Annotated in this window: 22 protein-coding genes and 1 other RNA gene; 13 read left to right on the top strand and 10 right to left on the bottom strand. The window is 61.5% G+C overall.

What is annotated here, in order from left to right; translation table 11 throughout:
* Window positions 1-6: 6 nt before the first annotated feature.
* From ACP3TE_RS01120 to ACP3TE_RS01070, 11 genes are all read left to right on the top strand, one after another.
* Entirely contained in the window at window positions 7-222 is a 216-nt protein-coding gene (locus ACP3TE_RS01120; protein WP_286134310.1) for a hypothetical protein, read from the top strand.
* 6 nt (window positions 223-228) lie between these two features.
* A complete protein-coding gene (locus ACP3TE_RS01115; RefSeq protein ID WP_105658363.1) occupies window positions 229-648 on the top strand; it encodes a TadE family protein in 420 nt (139 codons plus the stop codon).
* Window positions 641-1,087, top strand: a complete 447-nt coding sequence (locus tag ACP3TE_RS01110) for a hypothetical protein (RefSeq protein WP_105658364.1) — start codon at window positions 641-643, stop codon at window positions 1,085-1,087. Before ACP3TE_RS01115 ends, ACP3TE_RS01110 begins: the two co-directional genes overlap by 8 nt.
* Before the next feature lie 49 nt (window positions 1,088-1,136).
* A complete protein-coding gene (locus ACP3TE_RS01105) occupies window positions 1,137-1,535 on the top strand; it encodes a hypothetical protein (RefSeq protein ID WP_332487271.1) in 399 nt (132 codons plus the stop codon).
* Between the two features lie 391 nt (window positions 1,536-1,926).
* On the top strand, window positions 1,927-3,042 hold the full coding sequence (gene prfB, locus ACP3TE_RS01100) for a peptide chain release factor 2 (RefSeq protein ID WP_105658366.1): 1,116 nt from the start codon (window positions 1,927-1,929) through the stop codon (window positions 3,040-3,042).
* Between the two features lie 280 nt (window positions 3,043-3,322).
* Window positions 3,323-4,120 (top strand): cell division ATP-binding protein FtsE, encoded by a 798-nt coding sequence (gene ftsE, locus ACP3TE_RS01095; protein WP_105658367.1) that lies wholly within the window; start codon window positions 3,323-3,325, stop codon window positions 4,118-4,120.
* Window positions 4,117-5,031 (top strand): permease-like cell division protein FtsX, encoded by a 915-nt coding sequence (gene ftsX, locus ACP3TE_RS01090; protein ID WP_105658368.1) that lies wholly within the window; start codon window positions 4,117-4,119, stop codon window positions 5,029-5,031. The genes ftsE and ftsX overlap by 4 nt, the downstream gene beginning before the upstream one ends.
* Before the next feature lie 53 nt (window positions 5,032-5,084).
* Window positions 5,085-6,548 carry a M23 family metallopeptidase gene (locus ACP3TE_RS01085; protein ID WP_105658369.1) on the top strand — a complete coding sequence of 488 codons (1,464 nt, stop codon included), beginning with the start codon at window positions 5,085-5,087 and terminating at the stop codon, window positions 6,546-6,548.
* 54 nt (window positions 6,549-6,602) lie between these two features.
* On the top strand, window positions 6,603-7,082 hold the full coding sequence (smpB, locus tag ACP3TE_RS01080) for an SsrA-binding protein SmpB (RefSeq protein WP_105658370.1): 480 nt from the start codon (window positions 6,603-6,605) through the stop codon (window positions 7,080-7,082).
* Between the two features lie 113 nt (window positions 7,083-7,195).
* Window positions 7,196-7,564: a transfer-messenger RNA gene (gene ssrA, locus ACP3TE_RS01075) on the top strand.
* A 177-nt stretch (window positions 7,565-7,741) separates the two neighbouring features.
* On the top strand, window positions 7,742-8,215 hold the full coding sequence (locus tag ACP3TE_RS01070) for a DUF2568 domain-containing protein (RefSeq protein ID WP_166650814.1): 474 nt from the start codon (window positions 7,742-7,744) through the stop codon (window positions 8,213-8,215).
* Window positions 8,216-8,262: 47 nt separating this feature from the next.
* Here ACP3TE_RS01070 and crcB read toward each other — a convergent pair whose 3' ends face one another.
* The 7 genes from crcB to aroA form a co-directional block, all read right to left on the bottom strand.
* Window positions 8,263-8,643 carry a fluoride efflux transporter CrcB gene (gene crcB, locus ACP3TE_RS01065; protein ID WP_105658372.1) on the bottom strand — a complete coding sequence of 127 codons (381 nt, stop codon included), beginning with the start codon at window positions 8,641-8,643 and terminating at the stop codon, window positions 8,263-8,265.
* Window positions 8,643-9,104 (bottom strand): CrcB family protein, encoded by a 462-nt coding sequence (locus ACP3TE_RS01060; protein ID WP_105658373.1) that lies wholly within the window; start codon window positions 9,102-9,104, stop codon window positions 8,643-8,645. The genes crcB and ACP3TE_RS01060 overlap by 1 nt, the downstream gene beginning before the upstream one ends.
* Window positions 9,101-9,586 (bottom strand): universal stress protein, encoded by a 486-nt coding sequence (locus tag ACP3TE_RS01055; protein ID WP_166650813.1) that lies wholly within the window; start codon window positions 9,584-9,586, stop codon window positions 9,101-9,103. The genes ACP3TE_RS01060 and ACP3TE_RS01055 overlap by 4 nt, the downstream gene beginning before the upstream one ends.
* A 74-nt stretch (window positions 9,587-9,660) precedes the next feature.
* Window positions 9,661-10,290 (bottom strand): metal-dependent transcriptional regulator, encoded by a 630-nt coding sequence (locus ACP3TE_RS01050; protein ID WP_105658375.1) that lies wholly within the window; start codon window positions 10,288-10,290, stop codon window positions 9,661-9,663.
* A gap of 14 nt (window positions 10,291-10,304) precedes the next feature.
* Window positions 10,305-11,111 (bottom strand): inositol monophosphatase family protein, encoded by an 807-nt coding sequence (locus tag ACP3TE_RS01045; RefSeq protein WP_105658376.1) that lies wholly within the window; start codon window positions 11,109-11,111, stop codon window positions 10,305-10,307.
* Window positions 11,112-11,125: 14 nt separating this feature from the next.
* Complete coding sequence (gene rsgA, locus ACP3TE_RS01040; protein ID WP_105658377.1) at window positions 11,126-12,217, bottom strand: ribosome small subunit-dependent GTPase A; 1,092 nt, start codon at window positions 12,215-12,217, stop codon at window positions 11,126-11,128.
* A complete protein-coding gene (gene aroA / locus ACP3TE_RS01035) occupies window positions 12,217-13,533 on the bottom strand; it encodes a 3-phosphoshikimate 1-carboxyvinyltransferase (RefSeq protein WP_426736263.1) in 1,317 nt (438 codons plus the stop codon). The genes rsgA and aroA overlap by 1 nt, the downstream gene beginning before the upstream one ends.
* Before the next feature lie 295 nt (window positions 13,534-13,828).
* On the opposite strand from aroA, the gene ACP3TE_RS01030 reads away from it, so the two are divergent.
* Both ACP3TE_RS01030 and rsrA read left to right on the top strand, forming a co-directional pair.
* Window positions 13,829-14,482 carry a sigma-70 family RNA polymerase sigma factor gene (locus tag ACP3TE_RS01030; RefSeq protein WP_166650812.1) on the top strand — a complete coding sequence of 218 codons (654 nt, stop codon included), beginning with the start codon at window positions 13,829-13,831 and terminating at the stop codon, window positions 14,480-14,482.
* Window position 14,483: 1 nt separating this feature from the next.
* The gene (rsrA, locus tag ACP3TE_RS01025) at window positions 14,484-14,744 is read left to right on the top strand and encodes a mycothiol system anti-sigma-R factor (protein ID WP_105658379.1); all 261 of its coding nucleotides are present in this window, start codon (window positions 14,484-14,486) and stop codon (window positions 14,742-14,744) included.
* A gap of 72 nt (window positions 14,745-14,816) precedes the next feature.
* Here the strand turns inward: rsrA and ACP3TE_RS01020 are convergent, their stop codons facing one another.
* From ACP3TE_RS01020 to ACP3TE_RS01010, 3 genes are all read right to left on the bottom strand, one after another.
* The gene (locus ACP3TE_RS01020; protein WP_369299107.1) at window positions 14,817-14,891 is read right to left on the bottom strand and encodes a 50S ribosomal protein bL37; all 75 of its coding nucleotides are present in this window, start codon (window positions 14,889-14,891) and stop codon (window positions 14,817-14,819) included.
* 98 nt (window positions 14,892-14,989) lie between these two features.
* Window positions 14,990-15,595, bottom strand: a complete 606-nt coding sequence (locus ACP3TE_RS01015) for a GDSL-type esterase/lipase family protein (RefSeq protein WP_105662568.1) — start codon at window positions 15,593-15,595, stop codon at window positions 14,990-14,992.
* A 215-nt stretch (window positions 15,596-15,810) separates the two neighbouring features.
* Window positions 15,811-19,569 carry a multifunctional oxoglutarate decarboxylase/oxoglutarate dehydrogenase thiamine pyrophosphate-binding subunit/dihydrolipoyllysine-residue succinyltransferase subunit gene (locus tag ACP3TE_RS01010; protein WP_426734894.1) on the bottom strand — a complete coding sequence of 1,253 codons (3,759 nt, stop codon included), beginning with the start codon at window positions 19,567-19,569 and terminating at the stop codon, window positions 15,811-15,813.
* Window positions 19,570-19,674: the final 105 nt, after the last annotated feature.

The following is a 19,674-nucleotide window of genomic DNA, read 5'->3' as shown; positions in this document are numbered from 1 at the left end:
CAAGAAATGATGCTCAAACTGGTATTGCAAATCACTGCAACCGGTGAACTACTCTTTCGTAAGGTTTCCCCGAAACTCAGGGATAGCAGAGGCGACGTGCCCGGATGGGTCATGATTACACTCATGTCCGCGTTGCTGGTTGCCGCCTTGCTGGCCATTGCAGGGCCTAGGCTGCAGGACCTGTTCAACCAAGCGATCGATCGAGTTTCCGGATTGGGATAACCGCGCATGTGGTCGAGTGCGGGGTCTCCTGGAAATTCGGAATCTGCGGAACTTGTAGATTGCGAGAACGGGTCTGCTGTAGCCGAATTTGTCATGGTCACAACGTTGCTTGTGGTCATCGCAATGACGCTCATCCAACTCGCGTTGGTACTGCATGTGCGCAACACCCTGATTGACGCAGCATCGAACGGCGCCCATTACGGTGCTTTGGCCAATCGGTCAGTATCCGACGCTCGAAGCAGAACTCGGATGTTGATCACCGAAAGCTTGCATGGCGGATTTGCCCGTGACATTGCTGTGAGCACAACCCGCGTTGGTGATAGCCAGTTGGTAACCGTATCGGTTAACACGAGGGTGCCCTTAATCGGGTTCTTGCCCAACGGGTGGGATTTGCAGGTTCAGGGAGAAGCTGTGCGTTATGGGTAGAGCCAAGTATCTCGCTGCCGCGATGCACAAGAGAATCCGGGCCGAAGATCGCGGCAGCGCGATAGTGGAGTTTATTTTTGCTTCAACTGTCTTGCTGATTCCCATGGTGTACCTGATTCTGGCCGTCGGACAGCTGCAAGGCGGTAGCTATGCCGTGGTTGGAGCTGCTGATCATGCAGCGAAGGTTTTCGCCGCCGCCGATAACCCCGCCCAGGCAAGGTCAGATGCGCACGCAGTCGTACGAAGAACCATGAACAACTTTGGATATGCCGACGCTCGCACATCGATTAGTTGCGACAAGGAATGCTTGAGTCCGGGCAGTGTCGTCACTGTGACGGTAGCGTTGGATGTTCCCCTTCCTTTCGTTTCCGACTGGGCAGAGGTATCTGCTTTCACCGTGGATTCTTCAGCCTCGCAAAGGACTGATCGCTTTGGCTAGGACAAAACGCGCTGCCCTGAATCCACGGGACGAGGATGGACAATCCTTAGTGCTGGCAATCGGCTTGTGCGCCATCACTTTGCTGACAATTTCAGTGGTGCTAGCAGTCAGCGCAGTCAACCTCAAAGCGCGTCAGCTGTTGTCAATTGCCGACGGGGCGGTCGTGGCTGCCGTGGATGAATTCGAATTTGTTGCGGACAATGGCGACCCGAGGATTCAGTTGGACCAGCAGCGCGTGCAACAAGCCGTGCAACAGTACCTTTCGGATGTGGGTGCGGCCGGCCGCGTCGACAATTTACGCATTGGCCGGGTGCAGATCACGCCTGATGGGCAAGGCGCGAATCTCGTGCTGCAGGGCTCGGTGCAACCGCCGATAGTGGGGTGGATCGTTCCAGACGGAGTACCAATATCTGTAGATTCATCAGCAAGAACTGTACTGAGCAGGTGAACACCTCCGCGCAGAGCAGCATGGATGTTCCAGGGAAGCGGGAAATGCACAAGTACGGGGAAGCAAGAGAAAGAACGTGTCAGCGAGCAACGCTGCTGCATGCCCCAGGAGCGGAATCCAAGAAGGATGGATCCAGCGCAACCGGATCCATCATTTTTGCGGTAGTTCGGGCTTCTTTGGAAGCTTGCGGACCCCACCTCCAAATCCCAGTTCAGAAATACTGTTCGAGAACTGACTGGCCGGATTCCCGATCGACCCGTGGATGCAAGCCTTGCAAGTTGGCTAGGGGTTCCACAGCGCGATTTTCAGTGAAAACCTCGATTGGAACTTCTTTTCGGCGATAGCACCGGACTCATTGATCAATGGCTAAATGACGTAGTCTTAGAGGACCATGGCAAAAACTGACTTCTCCGCTGAAATCCGCTCACTGCGTTCTACATTCTCCGCAATTGAAGACGTGAGCGATGTCGAGCAGATCAAAGCTGACATCGCAGTCCTCTCGGAGGAAGCTGGCGTTCCGAACCTCTGGGATGATCCGGCCGCCGCGCAGATCGTTACCAGCAAGCTATCGCATCGCCAGTCTGAGCTGGAACGGCTGACCCGGCTGAAGACCCGCATCGACGATTTGGAAGTCTTGGTTGAGCTTGCTGAACTTGAAGACGACGATGATACGTTGCACGAAGCGGATAGAGAGCTCGTCAGCGTCCAGAAGTCCCTTGCCGAACTCGAAATTGTTACCCTTCTCAACGGTGAATTCGATGCTCGCGGAGCGGTTGTCACGATTCGCTCCGGTGCCGGCGGCGTTGATGCCGCCGATTTCGCAGAGATGCTTTTGCGCATGTACCTGCGCTGGGCTGAACGCCGTGGTTACAAGGCCACCGTTATGGATACCTCGTATGCCGAGGAGGCCGGCCTTAAATCGGCAACCTTCGAAATCGACGCACCGTATGCCTTCGGCACACTCTCGGTAGAAGCCGGCACGCACCGTCTGGTTCGTATTTCACCATTCGATAATCAGGGACGTCGCCAGACGTCGTTTGCCGCAGTGGAGGTCGTGCCGCTGATTGAGCAGACTGACACCATCGAAATCCCTGAATCTGAAATCCGCGTGGACGTCTTCCGTTCCTCTGGCCCTGGCGGACAGAGCGTTAACACCACCGACTCTGCAGTACGCATGACGCATATTCCTACCGGAGTTGTCGTCTCGATGCAGAACGAAAAGTCGCAGATCCAGAACCGTGCTGCCGCACTTCGAGTTCTGCAATCGCGGTTGCTGCTTCTGAAGAAGGAACAAGAAGACGCCCAGAAGAAGGAATTCGCCGGAGATGTGAAGGCATCTTGGGGCGATCAGATGCGATCCTATGTGCTTAATCCGTACCAAATGGTCAAGGACCTGCGTACCGAACATGAAGTCGGCAATACCCAGGCAGTACTTGATGGTGAAATTGACGATTTCATTGATGCAGGCATCCGCTGGCGTGCAGGACAGCGTCGCCCTAGTAAGTAAGCGAAATCGCGAATTCCAGCTGGTCTAAACGCTTTTGCCACAGAGGGTGTAAGTATCATCACCGTTACGAACTCCGTTTCGCTAATTCCAGCTAGTCATGCCTAAGCTGGGCATTCTGCGTTAGCTGTATGTACGGCATGAATCTCGCAACACACCTTATATTTCGGCTGGTTAGCTACCTGGCACCGATAGTGTTTGGAAGACTGGCGCACCAAAAGACGTTTGATCTCGAGATTGGTATTCGTGGGTCGCGCCCCGACGAAGACTAGTGATTGAAGACATGATTAAATTCGAAAACGTCTCGATGGTTTACGAGCCAAAGCAGCAGAATGCAGCTTTGGACGATATAAACATCGAGATAGACCGTGGCGAGTTCGCCTTCTTGGTTGGCGAATCCGGTTCGGGTAAGTCGACCTTCCTCAGCTTGGTGCTGCGCGAAAAGCGCTCCACCGACGGATCCGTCTACGTGGCGGGACAGAACCTCAACCGCATTCCGAGCCGCCGTGTGCCTAAGCTGCGCCGTGACATCGGTTTCGTTTTCCAGGACTTCCGCCTGCTGCGCGAGCGCACGGTCTTCGACAACGTCGCGTTCGCCATGGAGGTCATTGGAGCTTCACGGGCCCAGATCCGCGAGCGTGTGCCAGATGCACTTAAAATGGTCGGCCTTGAAGATAAGGCGCGTCGCAAGCCAACTGAACTTTCCGGTGGCGAGCAGCAACGCGTCGGCATTGCCCGCGCCATTGTGAACAGGCCCTCGATCCTGCTTGCCGATGAGCCTACGGGTAACCTCGACCGCAAGAACAGCATCGAAGTCATGAACGTGCTCAACCGCATTAACCAGAACGGTACGACTGTCCTGATGGCTACGCACGCACATGAACTGGTGAGCGAATACCGCCACCGCGTTATTGAACTGAGTCGCGGGCAGGTCATCCGCGATGAAATTGATGGACAGTACGCCCCGATGACCACCGTGGTGAACCAGGACGGTTCGCGCGAACTGCTCGTCGGCGATTCCGCCGTGGAGTACGACGAAGAGTCACAGGTTGCTGAGGACAAGAAAGACGAGGACCAGTGAGACTAGGATTTATTCTCCGCGAAGCGGCGAAGGGTCTGCGGCAGAATGTCGTCATGGTCGTCTCTGTGGTGCTGGTGACTTTCGTATCGTTGACCTTCGTCGGTGCCTCGGTATTACTGCAGCTCCAGATCAACCAGATGAAGGGCTACTGGTACGACCGCATGGAAGTTGCGGTGTACCTCTGTGATGACACGAGCACTTCGCCCAACTGCGCTGGTAGCGCGGTTTCCGAAGAGCAGCGCCAGAGCATTGAAGAGATGCTCAAATCAGAGCAGCTTGCGCCGTATATCAAGGAATTCGCCTACGAGTCGAAGGACCAGGCATACGAAAACTTCCTCGACCAATACGAGAACTCGGCATTGGTTGACCAGGTCACTGCTGAGCAGCTGCCCGAATCATTCCGCGTCGCACTGGTAGATCCGGAGAAGTATCCGGTGATCAACGAAGCGTTCTCCACGGTACAAGGCGTTGACTCGGTCATTGACCAACGGGAACTGCTTGAAAAGGTCTTCCAGTTGGTGCGCGTGGCATCCGCCGCCGCTGCTGTCGTTGCAATCGTGATGATTGTTTGCGCGGTGCTGCTGACCGGTACGACTATCCAGCTCTCAGCCATGCACCGGCGACTCGAAACAACGATCATGCGACTGGTTGGTGCATCGAAAGCAACGATTCAGCTGCCGTTCATTATCGAAGGAGTCATCGCGTCGCTGATTGGTGGATTGCTGGCTTCTGGCACCTTGTGGTTGCTGCTGAAGTTCCTCGTCGAGGATAAGTTGGCCAATGAAAACGTCGGTGTAGCGTTCATCTCCACCAGCGAAATATGGCTAGTTGCTCCGATACTCTTGATTATTGGTATCGTTTTGGCCACAATTTCATCAGTGGTAACGTTGAAGCGTTACCTGAAGGTTTAGCTGAAACGTTATCTAGGCTTGAACTGAAGTACGCAATTTCTAAAAGGAGCTTTATGCTGTCGAACGCAGTGCGACGTAAATTCTTACGCGCCTCCATCGGTGGAGCAATGGCTCTCGCGCTCACGCTGCCCGCAGGGCTGGTAGCCGCCGATGAGCTGGACGACAAGAAAGCTCAAGTCGAAAAGAACATCGATACCCTCGAGAACGACATGGAATTCTTGGATGCCGACATTCAAGAAACCGACAGGAAATTGCGTGACCAGCAAGCACAGGTTCCTGTAGCCCAGCAGGCATTGGCTGACGCGCAAAGCCGCGTAGCCAATGCACAGGCCACCCTTTCCGATCTCAACAACCGCTTAATCAGCGCGCAAGCGACTCGTGATGAAGTGGCTAAGCAGATCGAGGAAAACGCGGCTAAGCTTTCCGACGCTCAAGATGCGATGGCGCAGATCGCTTCTGAGGCTTATAAGCGCGGCGGCGTTTCTGGCGGGCTGGACATGATCCTCAACATGGATTCGGCGACCAAGATGGCCGATGGCCTGGACATGGCCAACCGCGCCATGGAATCCCAGAATGCCGCATACAATGACCTGGCCCAGGAACAAGCCAGCAATGAAAGCAACAAGCTTCGCCTGGTTGCTGTTGAAAAGGAAATTTCCTCCCTGAAAGCCCAGGCTGAGGAAGCCTTGGCGCAGGAGCAGGCGGCGCGAGATGCTGCGCAGAACGCCAAGAACGAACTGGATGCGCTGGTTGCCAGCACCGAAGAACTCAGTGCTGAACTTGAAGCGCAGAAGCCGCGTATCCAGGCGAAACTGCAATCGCAGCAGAAGGAATACGCCGCGGTCAACCAGCAGATCAAGGAACGCCAGGAGCGCTTGATCAGGGAAGCTGCCGAACGCAAGCGCAAGGCAGAAGAAAAAGCGCGCCGCGAAGCAGAAGCCGAGCGAAAGCGCATCGCCGAGGAAAAGGCGGCCTACGAAGCTGAGCAGGAGCGCAAGGCAGCAGAAGCTCGCGCAGAGAAAAAGGCCTACAAGAAGAAGGCCTATGTAGCACCCAAATCCGAGCCAAAGGCACCGACATATGCCGAGCCAAGCAGCTGGGGTTTGGTTAAGCCCACTACCAGTAACCGATTGACCTCGACCTTCGGGTGGCGCCCGACTCCAGCTGGAACAATCGACTATGGCGGCCGTGGCGGCTATGTCCACGCAGGCATTGACTGGGGATTCGGCGGCCAGTGCGGCTCGCCAATCACGGCTGCTGCCTCCGGTGAAGTGTGGATGGCCGGTTGGGGCGGATCCTCGGGTAACAAGGTCACCGTTTCTCACGGCGTCATCAAGGGCAAGGCCCTGGCCACCAACTATCACCACATGTCCCGCATCGCGGTAAGCGTCGGCCAGCATGTGAAGCAGGGCCAGGTTATAGGCTACGTTGGCACCACCGGCAATTCGACCGGCTGCCACCTGCACTTCGAAACGATCATCAATGGTTCACATGTGAACCCCTTGGGACTTCTCTAGCGCTAGACTTGTAATCTGTGCGCGGGAATCCGCCCGCGACATGCAAGGAGTAACGTGGCTAAGAAGAATCAAGAAGATCGAGTAATCGCGAGCAACCGCAAGGCGCGCCACGATTTCGAAATACTCGACACCTTCGAAGCTGGCATGGTGCTCACGGGTACTGAGGTGAAGTCGCTTCGCGAAGGCAAGGCCTCGCTGGTTGACGGTTTCGGCCAGTTCTACCGTGGCGAGCTGTACATCGAGAACGTCTACATCCCCGAGTACCTCAATGGATCGTGGACCAATCACGCGGCCCGTCGTCGCCGCAAGCTCTTGCTGCACCGCCAGGAACTGCTCAAGATCGAACGCAAAATCAGTGAAGCCGGCCTGACCGTCGTCCCGCTGAGCTTGTACTTCAAATCCGGTCGGGCGAAGCTGGAGATCGGCGTTGCCCGCGGTAAGCGCGAATACGACAAGCGCCAGACCCTGAGGGAAAAGCAGGATAATCGCGAGGCGTTGCGTGCCATGCGCGAACGCAACCGCGGAAACGCATAAGGCTAGCTTGTGGCGCATTTCGCATTGGGGGAAACCCGGGCAGTGCGCTATGATTGGTAGACACGCCCTAGGGTGTGGTTGTACCCGGGAGACCGGGACTGACAACAAAATACGGGGATGATCGGTTTCGACGGTGTGAGTCGCGACAGATGAAGCGGGCCGAGGACGCAAAGTTATCTCGTAAACGCCCTTTGCAAACCAATAAGTGCCGAATCAAAGCGCACTGACTTCGCTCTCGCTGCCTAAGCAGCCAGACGGTCCGTTAGCCAGGGGACGCTATCGCCCCTGTTCCTAACGTCATTTAGATAGCCAATGTATCCAGCGGATGTTGCCGCTTCTGGATACACATTTAGGCAACTGTGCCCGGATCAACCACATGTTTGCGTGATGGTTGGGGCAGAGAAAATCCGCAGCAAACTGCGCCCGGAGAAGACCTGGCAACACCACATCGGACGGGAGTTCAATTCTCCCCATCTCCACAATATCCAGCTCCGGAGCCAGGCCCATAGGTCTGGCTCCGGAGCTTTTTGTTTGTTTCGGAGTCCGCAGTCACATCGCGAGCCTGTTCGCGGGATGGAGAATTTACACATAGACTTGAAATGAAAGTCCAAGGCTTTCGAAACGACAGCGTGTGCAGAAACGGAGTGAGATTGAAGTCGATGGGTAAAAACAGTTCCCAGCGGGTATCGCCTTTCCTTTCAGCAAGCTATGCGGCAGTTGCCTTCCTCTTGGAAGTAGGATTGCTTTTCGCCGCGGCACTAGCCGCTATCGCTTTCATCCCATGGCCGACAATTCCAGCAATCCTTGTAGTAGTTGTCCCGCTGCTGATCCTCTGGTCGATTTTCTTCTCGCCGAAAGCCGTCATCAAGTTGAGGCTGCGAACCCGTCTGCTCCTGGTCCATATCATTTACCTCATCGGAGCCTACGTGCTGTGGCTGAGCGTCGACCATTCCTTCTACGATCAATCGCAGATTTGGGCCATCGGAATGCTTGCGTTGACCGGCATCAGCGCCATTCTGGTCATCGCCACCGGCGGATACGTGGTCCCGCACGATCGAACCAAGCAGCCACCGAAGCAAGTTCCGAGCCGGGCACGAGCGGGTGCTCCCAAGGGACGCCGGGCAGCACGCTAGAACTGATGGAATGCCAAGCCGAAAGGCTTGGCATTTTACGTTTGCGGCTAGAAGAGCCCAGCGACGTGGTAGCCGAGCAATGCCGCGAGCACCGCTCCAGCGAGGGTCCCCAATGCATTGGCCAGGCTGGCTGCGAGGCGGCCGGCCTGGAGCAGCCGGACAGTTTCGAAACTGGCCGCCGAAAACGTCGTGTAGCCGCCGAGCAATCCTGAACCTATGGCGGCAAGCCATTGCGCCGACAACAACTGCTGGGCCATCAGCCCGGTCAGCGCACCCAGCGCGAAGGAGCCGGAGAGATTGACCAGGATCGTGCCCCAGGGCAGCGGGGCCGGAAGCCACCGCTTGATCAGGGCATCGACCACGAAACGCAGGCAGGCGCCAAGGCCGCCGCAGAGCGCAACGATAAGAAATAAGCCGGGGGAGAGCACTAGTGAAGCCCTCCCGATTTCCGGGCCATGCGCCTAGCACCGGCGGCGATTCCGCACCAGGTTGCCAATGCACCGAAGAACACCGTGAACAGTGCGTAACCCAGGGCATGGAGCGCTGCGCCGGATGCGAACATCTGCATGCTGCCGGTGGCCAGCGCGCTGTAGGTCGTGAAGCCGCCCAGGAAACCGGTGCCCAGCAGCAGCCGCAGCCGGTGACGCTTGCCCTCGTCGAGGCCGGGATGCGAAAGCGCCTCGAGCAGCAGGCCGAGCAGGAACGCCCCCAGCATGTTGGCTAGGAAAATCGCGATCGGGAAACCGCCGGGATCTGGCAGCAGCAGGCCCAGGCCTTGCCGGCAGGCAGTACCGGCAGCGCCGCCAAGGAATACCAGCAGCAGGAAACGCGGGTTGAGGAAGGAACCCTGCGCGGGGCGCTGGGCCATGGGTGTTGGCGGACGGGTCATGAATTGCGAATCTGTTCTGCGCGGCGTGGCGGGACGAGGAGCACCGGATGGCGCTGTCGATGGGTCAGATGCACCGCTACCGAACCGTTGAGCAGTTCCCCAATAGTGTTGGCCATGGAACGCTCCCGAACCCCGAGCACAATCAGCGCCGCATCATGCTGCAGGGCAAGATGCGACAGCTGCTGACCGGGGCCACCGGCCGCGGCATGCGCCTGCCATTCCAGTCCCGATCCGCCGAGCTGGGCTTCGAGCTGCTGCAGAAGCCGTGCCGGGAAGCGCTCAATTGCTTCGTCCCCGGATTCGGGATCCAGCGGTGCGCTGCGGATGGTGCCATCGGGAAGCTCTTCGAGCGGATAGCGGGTGGGATCCACGTGGACGCAAAGCAACCGCGCTCCGAGCGCGCCTGCGAGGTCTGCGGCTGCGTCCAGAACGTGGGGATCGAGGCGATCCGGGATGCCCAGGATGATCGGTCGTGTCTCCAATGGCTCTCCCTTTGGCAGTGGGGCGCACCGTGCAGCGCGTCGCTGCTTTTAATTCTTGCACAGCCGGCAATCAGCTAGGCTTTGCGCACCCAGATCAGCGAAGCCTCAATGAAATCCAGCTGATGCGGCAGCTCGATGACCGCCCCGGGAACCAGCCCCTGGGCGGCGGCACGACGCAGGAACTGGGGATCTTCATCGCTGATCCGGTCGATGACGGCCCGGGCACCGGAGAAGCGGTCAAGCCGGATGGCCCCGGAGACCGGCAGTTCCCCTTCCGCGCTGGGAATCGCGTCGCCATGCGGATCGTGGCGCGGGTGGCCCAGCCGGGCTTCCAGGGCGTTGATGAAGCGGTCGGTGACGGTGTGCTCCAGCGCCTCGGCCTCGTCATGCACCTCATCCCAGCCGTAGCCCAGCTCATCACGCAGGAATGTTTCCAGCAGGCGGTGGCGGCGCACCATGCGCAAGGCCTCGCGCCGGCCGGTGCCGCTGAGCGTAATGGCCCCGCGCGGCACGTGATGGACCAGGTGCTTGGCTGCGAGCTTCTGCACCATGGCGGTGGCCGAGGCAGGGGACAAGCCCAGCTGGTCGGCCAGCGCGCCGGTGCCCACTTCGGTGTCTTCCCATTCGGTGAGCAGGTACACCGCCTTGAGGTAGTCCTCTTCGCTGGTGGTCAGCCCGGCCGGCCCGCGTCGTGCAGTTGCCATCGTCCTCGCGCTGCCTAGCTGCGGTTCAGGTAGGGAAGGATCGCCTCGTGCAGCTTGCCGTTGGTGGCCAGGGCGTTGCCGCCATGGCAGCCCTCTTCTCCGGCCACCGAGGTGAAGCGGCCCCCGGCTTCGCGTACCACCGGCACCAGGGCGGCCATGTCGTAGAGCTCCAGTTCGGGTTCGAAGGCCGCATCGACCGCGCCTTCGGCCAGCAGCGCGTAGGACAGGAAATCCCCGTAGCCGCGGGTGCGCCACGCGGTATCCAGCAGTTCCAGGAAGCCCTCGAGCTTGCCGGCCTCCTTCCAGCCGTTCAGCGAGGCGTAGGCCAGCGAGGAGTCAGACAGCTCGCTCACCGAGGAGACCTTGATCTGGCGGGTGGCGGTGGTACCGGCGGTGGCACCCGGTTCGGTGACGTACGCGCCCAGGCCGCTCGCGGCATGCCAGCGGCGGGTCATGGCCGGGGCGGAGATGACTCCCAGCACCGGTTCGCCGTCGATCTCCAGCGCGATCAGCGTGGCCCAGACGGGTACGCGGCGCACGAAGTTCTTGGTGCCGTCGATCGGGTCGATGACCCAGCGCCGGGAGCCGGTTCCGTGCACGCCGAATTCTTCGCCGAGCACCGAATCATCGGGGCGGTGGGCGGCCAGCTCGGCCAGGATCAGCTGCTCGGCGCCGCGGTCGGCGTCGGAGACCGGGGTCATGTCCGGCTTGGATTCGACCACCAGGTCGTTGGCGCCGTAGCGGGCCAGGGTGAAGGCGTCGACCTTCCCGGCCAGAGCCAGGGCGAAGTCGAGATCTTGCTGCAGGGTGTATTCAGCCATGGTGTTGCGGGCGCCTAGAGCGCGCCGAGCTCCTTTTCGTGCGTGGTTTCCTCGGTGGTGACCAGCCGGCGGTAGGAGGCCAACCGGTCAGCGGCCTGGGTGCCTTCGGCATTTTCGGCCCAAGCTTCCAGCGCGCAGCCCGCCTCGCCGGCGGCATGGGTGCAACCGCGCGGGCAGCCGGTGGCGATTTCTGCCAGGTCCTCGAAGGCGGCCAGGATATTGTCCCGGTCTACCAGTCCCAGCCCGAAAGAACGGATGCCGGGGGTGTCGATCAGCCAGGATCCAGGGGTGTCGCCCAGGCGCAGTGCCAGGGCGTTGGACGAGGTATGGCGTCCGCGGCCGGTGACCGCGTTGACGTGCCCGGTGGCGCGGGTCGAACCGGTCAGGGCGTTGACCAGGGTGGACTTGCCTACTCCGGAGTGGCCCAGCACTACCGAGACGCAGCCGGAGAGGATCTCTTCGAGTTCGGCCAGCGCGCCTGCATCCAGCCGGGCGCTGGAACCGTCGGCGCCGCGCGCGTCCACGCCGGAGGCGTCGGCAGTGGTGGTGCGGGAGATGACCACGGGGAACTCCAGTCCCTCGTAGTGCTTGAGGAAGTCGGCCGGATCCTTCACATCCGCCTTGGTCACGCACAGCACCGGCTGGATGCCGGCGTCGAAGGCGGCGACCAGCGCGCGGTCCACGAAGCCGGTGCGCGGCTCGGGATTGGCGGCGGCCACGACGATGACCAGCTTGTCGACATTGGCGACGACCACGCGCTCGGTGGCGTCGGTGTCGTCGGCGCTGCGGCGCAGCAGCGTGGTGCGCTCTTCGATGCGGATCAGCCGGGCCAGGGTATCGGGCTTTCCGGAGGTGTCGCCCACCAGTCCCACCAGGTCCCCGGGCACGATCGCCTGGCGGCGCAGCTCGCGGGCCCGGGCGGCGATGACGATGCGCTCCGTGGCGGTGTCCTCATCCAGGATTGCGGTGTAGCGGCCGCGGTCCACGGTGATGATGCGGCCGATGACCGCCTGTTCGTAGGCCGGGCGGTCCTTGGTGCGCGGACGGCTGCCCTTCTTGTTGGGGCGGACGCGGACCGAGGATTCGTCGTAGTCGGAGTAGCGCATTAGCCCTGGCCCTTTGCGGTAGCCGCCATGCGGGACCATAGCTGCGGGAAATCCGGCATGGTCTTGGCGGTGGTGGCGATGTTTTCCACGCGCACCCCGTCGATGGCCAGGCCCAGCAGGGCACCGGCGGTCGCCATGCGATGGTCCTCGTAGGAATCGATATCCGCTGCCTGCAGGGCTCCGGGAACGATTTCCAGCGCGTCCGCGGTGGCGGTGATTCTGGCGCCCACCTTGGACAATTCGGTTTCCAGCGCGGCCAGCCGATCGGTTTCATGGCCGCGCAGGTGCCCGATGCCGGTCAGCTTGCTCGGCGAATCGGCCAGCACGCACAGTGCTGCCAGGGTAGGGGCCAGCTCGGAGGCATCGGCGTAGTCGATGCCGCGGATGACTCCGGTTCCGCGCACGGTGAGCACGCCGTCGCCGCCGTGGCTGACTTCCGCTCCCATCGCGGCCAGTATTTCTACCCACTTGCCGCCGACCTGGGTGGTCCTGGCAGGCCAGAAGGGCACGCGCACGGTGCCATGGCTCGCCAGAGCGGCGGCCAGGAACGGTCCGGCGTTGGACAGGTCCGGTTCCACGGTGACGGTGAAGCCCGCCAGCTGGCCCGGGGCGATGCTCCAGCCGCGCGCATCGGCATCGACGCTTACCTCTACGCCCAAATCGCGCAGGGTCTGGACGGTCATCGCGATGTGGTCCGGGGAAGCGATAGGCCCCGGCGCGGCGCGCAGCTTCAGCCCGCCGGGCAGGGCCTGGCCAACCAGCAGCAGCGCGGAGATGAACTGGGAGCTGCCCGACGCGTCGATGACCACTTCGGCATCCTGCTTCAGCTTGCTGGCATCAATGGTGAAGGGCAGCATGCCGGTGCTCCCGGCGTAGTCGATGCGGGCGCCCAAGGCTGCCAGCGCGTCCAGTACCGGGGCCATGGGCCGCACGCGGGCCGCGGCGTCGCCGTCGAAGGCCACCTTGGCGCCGGCGACGGCAGCCAATGGGGGAACGAAGCGCATCACCGTGCCCGCCAAGCCGCAGTCGATCGCCAGCGGTCCGGCGGCCAGCTGGCCCGGGGTGATGTCCACGGTGGTGGAGCCGTCGGCCTGCTCGGTGCGCTTGATCCCGACCCCGAATCCGGCCAGGGCGCTGAGCATCAGCTCGGTGTCGCGGCTGATCAGCGTGTTGTGGATCGTGGATGGCGAGGAGGCCAGGGCCGCAAGGATCAGATACCGGTTGGTCAGCGACTTCGAAGCTGGCACCGGGACGGTTGCATCCAGTCCGGCGGCGGCATAGGGCGCTGCCCACCAGTTCTTTTCTGCGTCGTGCAGCTGATCGAGGGGGCTCCCGGGGGCGCTTGCAGTGCTGATTGGTAGATCCTTAGGCTCGAGGCTTCAATTCGGGGCCGCTGGCAGTACCGCAAGTACTGTGCGCCCGCTGCCTAATTCTAGCCGAGATCGGTGCGGGAATAAGGCTTTAGCTCCGCTGGTTATACCTACTGTGACGATACGACAGGACACTTCAAACGCCGGCGGCACCGCTTGCGCCGTCGCCGAGCAACCGCGGCCGGCCCGGGCCCGCGCTGGCACGCGCATAAAGCCGTTCGAACGCGTAGACTCGGCAGTGATGAACAACAAGAGTGTGGACGAGAATTTGCCCGATGTGGCCTCCGAGTCCGAGCAGCAGCGCCGCGAACGCTTCGAGCGTGACGCGATGCAGTACGTGGACCAGCTCTATTCGGCTGCCCTGCGCATGGCGCGCAACCCGTCGGATGCCGAGGATTTGGTGCAGGAGGCCTACACCAAGGCCTATTCCGCCTTCCACCAGTACAAGCCGGGCACCAACCTGAAGGCCTGGCTGTACCGCATCCTGACCAACACGTACATCAATTTGTACCGCAAGCGCCAACGCGAGCCGCTGCGCACTTCCACCGATACGGTCGAGGATTGGCAGATGGCCCAGGCCATGGAGCATTCGCCGACCGGCTTGCGCTCGGCCGAGGCCGAGGCGCTGGACCACCTTCCGGATTCGGATGTGAAAGCCGCGCTGCAGTCGATCGGCGAGGATTTCCGCATGGCCGTCTACTTCGTGGATGTCGAGGGCTTCAGCTACAAGGAAGCCAGCGAGATCCTGGGCGTGCCGATCGGCACCGTGATGTCCCGGTTGCATCGCGGACGCAAGAACTTGAGGGAACTGCTGGCCGATTACGCAGCAGATCGTGGGATCGCCACCGGCACCCAGAGCAAGAGTGCCGCCAAGGCTGACCGAGGAGCGAAATAAGATGGATTGCAATTCAATGGGTGATTGCGCCGATGACCGCATCGTCCGCATCTACGAGTACCTCGACGGAGCGCTGACGCTCGATGACCTCAAGGAGGTCAAGTCCCATCTGGATGGCTGCCCGGAATGCACCGAGCAGTACGATCTGGAGTGCATCATCCGCTCGGTGGTGCGCCGCAGCTGCCAGGAGCATGCCCCGCAGACCTTGAAGGCCAGCATCATCGCGCGGATCTCGCAGATCCGCGTGGAATCAGGCCACTAGCACGGCAAAGAGAAACCCCGTATCTTCCGAGTTGATCTCGAAGGGTACGGGGTTCTTTTTTGTTCGCTTCGCTTAGCTGTTTGGGCGCTTGCCGTGGTTGGCACCGCCACGCTTGCGATCGCGACGCTTACGAGCGCGCTTCGACATGGTGACTCCTTAGAGGGAACAATATTGCTTCCCGAAAATTCGGGCCGGCTCATAGTCTTTCACACTTCCGGCCCATTTTCCTAACGGACCGGCGGTCCCTAGCCCTCGCCTGGCTCAGGCAACTCCAGCCAGGAATACCAGCCGCGGTGCAGCACCAGCCAGGCCATCAGCCCGTAGCCTGCCTGGCCGGGCACCCCGCCGGAAGCGTTCAGATCGGCACGCCACTGGGCATGGGAACGCAGGGGCGTGAAGGTATCGACGTAGTGGTGGTTGCGGCGCAGCGCCACATCCGAGTAGACGCGGTTCAGTTCTGCCACGCGCTGGTTGCGCGCATCATCCAGGCCCGGGGCCGGGCCGACCAGCAAGGCCTTGATGTTCATCTGCGAGGCCGAATCCAGGATGTTGGCCAGGTTCAGCCGGCTGCGCGCGGTGGTGACATCCAGATCGACGTCGCGGTCCGAGAGCGCGATGACCAGGCGGTTTTCGTATTGGTCGCTGAATCGGCGGGAGGCTTCCCCCAGCCAGCGTTCGGCCAGCGCTTCGGATCCCTCGGCCGGGGAAGCCAGGACGAAGGACTGCAGGCGCAGGGCCGGATCCTGGGTGCGGGCCATGACGCGGCCGAACCAGCCCAGGCCCCGCGGGTCGCCATGTCCGGCCAGTAGCTCATCTCCGATTGCGGTAATTCGGATTGTGCGTAACTCCAACTGGGCGACCTTTCGTTGGCTCAAAAATGATGAATCGCTCCCCACCTTAGCAGTCGGAACGCTGGCATCGGGGGAGGCGGTCATTGGTTAAACCCCACAATTCCCTGCGAAAAACCAGCGCCGGGGTTAAAGCGCTGTTGCCGGCGAACCTCCGAGGTGGAACCCCCGGATAGTTCGCCGGCAACAGTTGGCCAGCAGCGTTCAGGCGATGCGGTCTAGCGGGCGAAGGCCTGCTGGATCAGCACTGCGTTTTCTGCGTCGTGGCGCTTTGCATTGCCAGCGGAGGTCGCAGCCGATGCCGGGCGGGAGATCAAGGTGATCTTCTGCTCCAGTGCCGGTGCAACGTACAAGCCGAAGAACGGCCATGGACCCTGGTTCGCAGGCTCGTCCTGGACCCAAGCCACCTCGGCGTTCGGGTACTTGGCCAGTTCGGCAGCGATCTGCTCGGCCGGAGCCGGGTAGAGCTGCTCGACGCGTACCAGCGCGGTCTTGGTGTCGTTCGCCTTGGTGCGAGCGGCCAGCAGATCGTAGTAGACGCGGCCCGAGCACAGCAGCACCTTGTCCACGGCGTTCGCATCGGTGATCGACGCATCGCCGATGACCTCGCGGAAGCCTCCGGTGGTGAAGTCCTCTACCGAGCTGGCCGCGGCCTTCAGGCGAAGCAGCTGCTTCGGGGTGAAGACGATCAGCGGCTTGCGCGGACGGGCGTAGGCCTGGCGGCGCAGCAGGTGGAAGTGGTTTGCACCGGTGGAAGGCTGGGCAACGACCATGTTGTTCTCGGCGCACAGCTGCAAGAAGCGCTCGATGCGGGCCGAGGAGTGATCCGGGCCCTGGCCTTCGTAGCCGTGCGGCAGCAGCATGACCAGCGAGGAGGACTGCGACCACTTCTGCTCTGCGGAGGAGATGAACTCGTCGATCACGGTCTGCGCGCCATTGACGAAGTCGCCGAACTGCGCTTCCCACATGACCAGTGCATCCGGGCGTTCTACCGAGTAGCCGTACTCGAAGCCGAGCGCGGCGTATTCAGAGAGCAGGGAGTCGTAGATCCACAGCGGTGCCTGGTCTTCGGCCAGGTGGTGCAGCGGGTACCACTCGGTGTCGTTCTCGCGGTCGTGGAAGACTGCGTGGCGCTGCACGAAGGTGCCGCGGCGCGAGTCCTGGCCTGCCAGGCGGACCGGCACGCCTTCCATGGTCAAGGTGCCCAGGGCTGCCAGTTCTGCGAAGCCCCAGTCGATGCCGCCTTCGCGGGACATCTTCTCGCGGCGCTCGAGCAGCGACTTCAGCTTGGTGTGCATGGTGAAGCCGGCCGGGATATCCAGGTGGGCGGCACCAATCTTCGCCAGCGTCTGGGCGGTGATGGCCGAGCCGCGTGCGCCGTCGACGGTGTTCTCGTCGGCAGCCTGGGCGAATGGCTTCTCCAGATCGTTGATGGTCGAGCCCGGGGTGATGATCGGGATCGGCGAAGTCTGGGCCGCATGCGTCTCGGCGAAGATGCGCTCCAGGTTCTCCTTGTACTCGGCCAGCACGTTCTCGGCTTCTTCCTGCGTGATGTCGCCGCGGCCCACCAGGGCCTCGGTGTACAGCTTGCGGGTCGAGCGCTTGGCTTCGATCAGGTTGTACATGATCGGCTGGGTCATCGAAGGGTCATCGCCCTCGTTGTGGCCGCGGCGGCGGTAGCACACCAGGTCGATGACGACGTCCTTGCCGAACTTCTGGCGGTACTCGAAGGCCAGCTGGCCCACGTGCACCACTGCCTCCGGGTCATCCCCGTTGACGTGGAAGATCGGAGCCTGCACGGTGCGTGCAACGTCGGTTGCGTACACCGAGGAGCGCGAGGAGCTCGGCGCGGTGGTGAAGCCGATCTGGTTGTTCACGATCACGTGGACGGTGCCGCCGGTCTTGTAGCCGGGCAGCTGGCTCATGGCCAGTACCTCGGAGACCACGCCCTGGCCGGCGAATGCCGCATCGCCGTGGACCAGGATCGGCAGCACGGTGTTCTTCTGGTTCAGGCGGTCCAGCTTGGCGCGGGTGATGCCCTCGAGCACTGGATCGACTGCTTCCAGGTGCGATGGGTTGGCAGCCAGGTAGATCTTGGTCTGGTTGCCCGCATCCGAGGTGTACGAACCCTCGGTGCCCAGGTGGTACTTCACATCGCCCGAACCCTGGACCGAGCCCGGGGTTGCGGTGCCTTCGAATTCGCGGAAGACCTGTGCGTAGGTCTTGCCGGCGATGTTGGTCAGCACGTTCAGGCGGCCGCGGTGGGCCATGCCGATCGCGACCTCGTCCAGCTGCTCGTCGGCTGCGTCGGAGATGATCGCATCCAGCAGTGGAATCAGCGATTCGCCGCCTTCCAGCGAGAAGCGCTTCTGGCCAACGAACTTGGTCTGCAGGAAGGTCTCGAAAGCCTCGGCGGAGTTCAGCTTCGACAGGATGCGCAGCTGCTCTTCGCGGCTTGGCTTGGCGTAGCCGGACTCCAGCTTGGCCTGGAACCATTCGCGCTCTTCGGGGTTCTGCAGGTGCATGTACTCGGTGCCGATGGTGCGGCAGTAGGCATCGCGCAGCACGCCGAGGATGTCGCGCAGCAGGCCGCGGTCCTTGCCGCCCAGGCCGCCGGCCAGCCATTCGCGGTCCAGATCCCACAGGGTCAGGCCGTAGGAATTGATGTCCAGGTCCGGGTGCTTGCGCTGGACGTACTCCAGCGGGTTGGTATCGGCCATCAGGTGGCCGCGCACGCGGTAGGAGTTGATCAGGTGCTGGATGCGGGCAACCTTGTTGACCTGCAGGTCGATGTCGACCTGGTTGTCAACGGCCCAGCGAACCGGCTCGTAAGGGATGCGCAGCTGCTCGAAGATCTCGTCGTAGAAACCCTGCTCGCCCAGCAGCAGCGACTCGACCAGCTTCAGGAATTCGCCCGAACCTGCACCCTGGATGACGCGGTGGTCGTAGGTGGAGGTCAGGGTGATGTGCTTGCCGATACCCAGGGCGGACACGGTCTTCTCCGAGGAGCCGCGGTACTCTGCCGGGTATTCCAGTGCGCCAACGCCGATGATCGCGGCCTGGCCCTTGGACAGGCGTGGAACCGAGTGAACGGTGCCGATGCCGCCTGGGTTGGTCAGCGAAACGGTGGTGCCTGCGTAGTCGTCAGCGGTCAGCTTGTTGCCGCGGGCGCGCTTGATCAGGTCTTCGTAGGTGGCCCAGAACTCGTTGAAGCTCAGGGTCTCGGCAGCCTTGATGTTCGGCACGGCCAGCATGCGGGTGCCATCCGGCTTCGGCATGTCGATCGCGATGCCGAAGTTCACGTGGGCTGGCTGGATCGCAGTTGGCTTCTTGTCGATCACGTCGTAGGTGACGTTCATCGACGGGATCTGCTTCAGCGCACGGATCACGGCGAAGCCGATCAGGTGGGTGAAGGAGATCTTGCCGCCGCGAGCGCGCTTGAGGTGGTTGTTGATGACAATGCGGTTGTCGATCATCACCTTCGCCGGTACGGCACGCACGGTGGTGGCCGTAGGCACGGTGAGGGAGGCATCCATGTTGGTTGCGATGGCCTTCATTGGTCCACGCAGCGGGGTGCGCTTTTCCTCACCGAAAAGTTCGGTGGACGGCGTAGCCTTCGGAGCCTGTGCCGGGATCGGCGCAGTCTTCGGTGCTGGCTCGGCCTTCTTGGCTTCAGCGGCCGGAGCTGGTGCTGCCTTGGCAGCCGGTGCTGGTTCGGAGGCACGGGCCTGGGCTGCGGCGCGTGGCGCGCCCTGCCCGTTGGCTGCAGATGCTGCGGCAGGTGCTGCCGCTGCTGGCGCCGGCTGCGCTGCCGGTGCTGCTGGTGCCTTCTTTTCGGCGGCGAGAGATTCGAAAATATCCCACCATTTCTTATCTACCGAGTTCTTGTCGACGAGATACTGTTCGAACAGCTCGTCTACTAGCCACTCGTTTCCACCAAACTCTTCAGTAAGTCGGTGGTGTGCTTGCTCTGGCACGTGCAACGCCTCTTCCCTGATTTCTACGTTGTTCTAGCTTGAGCCGGTGGTCTTTCGAGGACGTGATACGACCACTGCGGCCCACAAGATTTCTAGACCTGCGCA

The organism is Glutamicibacter sp. 2E12, from assembly GCF_050030965.1.
In the GTDB taxonomy this organism is placed as follows: domain Bacteria; phylum Actinomycetota; class Actinomycetes; order Actinomycetales; family Micrococcaceae; genus Glutamicibacter.
Note: the sequence above shows the minus strand (reverse complement) of the source record. Positions and strands in the feature narration are given on the sequence as shown.